The organism is Legionella quateirensis (assembly GCF_001467955.1).
Lineage (GTDB): Bacteria > Pseudomonadota > Gammaproteobacteria > Legionellales > Legionellaceae > Legionella > Legionella quateirensis.
Map to the genome: position 1 here is coordinate 76475 of NZ_LNYR01000034.1, position 1289 is coordinate 77763.

Here is a 1289-nt window from a genome sequence, read left to right on the forward strand (position 1 = left end):
ACAATTATTACTACCTAATGCCAATGTCAGTGAACTCTGCAAATCCTTTAACGTTAGTCGAAAAACGGCCTACAAATGGTTATCTCGATACCGTTTAGGAGGTTTTTCCGCATTGAGCAATCGTAGCAAAGCCCCTGTCATACAACCACATAAAATCTCATCTGAAATGGAAGAGCGTATTGTTAGATTACATGAAGAAAATCCCTATTGGGGACCCCGGAAGCTAAGAGACTATTTGTTGTACGTTAAACATCTGTCTGACGTACCGTCCCACACTACCTTTGCCAGAGTACTTAAAAGACATGATTGCCACGTCATAACCAGTAATAAATCAAAGCCTGCAACATTAAGATTTGAACGTGAGCAACCCAACGATTTATGGCAAATGGATTTCAAAGGAAGCTTCATGACAGAGGATAAACGGTGTTATCCACTCACCATTTTGGATGATTGTTCCAGGTTTTCAATTTCGTTAGTTGCTTGTGATAGTGAGACTTCAAGTATTGTTAAAGGACATTTAACTAATATTTTCCATGAGTTTGGGTTACCCAATCATATCAATGTTGATAATGGCAATCCTTGGGGTAGCGCCGATTTAACAAGCTATACCTCGCTACAAATATGGCTTATGAAGCTCGGTATCAAAATCACACATTCAGCCCCATTTCACCCACAAACTAATGGAAAAGATGAACGATTTCATCGTACTTTAAAGCTAGAAGTACTTCATCAAAGAAGTTATAAGAAAAAAGAAATACAAGATGTCTTTAACGCTTGGCGGCATAAATACAATTATGAAAGACCTCACGAAGCACTTAATGGTAGAACTCCCAGCCATAAATATCATGTGAGTTCTAAGCGATTTTCAGAAAATCCAATTCCTTTTGAATATGAGGATGGGATTGTAAAAAAGGTACATAGTAGCAATGGTATGTTCTGTTTTAGAGGAGAGCGTTTTAGAGCTGGGAAAGGATTTAATGGAGAATATATAGCAATCAAAGAAACCGATAAATCAGATGAGTTTGCTGTGTTTTTTATGGATAACTTTATTAAAAAAGTTAAACTAGGTGAGAGTGTGCAGTAAATTTTACTGCACTTTTTTATAATTAAAATTGTTACCCATGTCCCGTTACAAGTGTTACCTATGTACCGCTGCTATACAGAAGGCGGAGGGTCCATGAGTGGTAAGTTCAATACTGAATAACCAGAAACATGTATTCATATCAGCATATTTCAACATACCAAAAAGGGAACCTTATATTCTGGTATAAAATCAAGTCTCATCAATA

General features: G+C 36.9%; 1 protein-coding gene. It reads left to right on the plus strand.

Annotation, left to right across the window (positions count from 1 at the left end; genetic code table 11):
* A partial coding sequence (locus Lqua_RS18445; RefSeq protein ID WP_169792352.1) for an IS481 family transposase occupies nt 1–1084 on the plus strand: 1084 nt, incomplete at its 5' end.
* Nucleotides 1085–1289 lie beyond the last annotated feature (205 nt).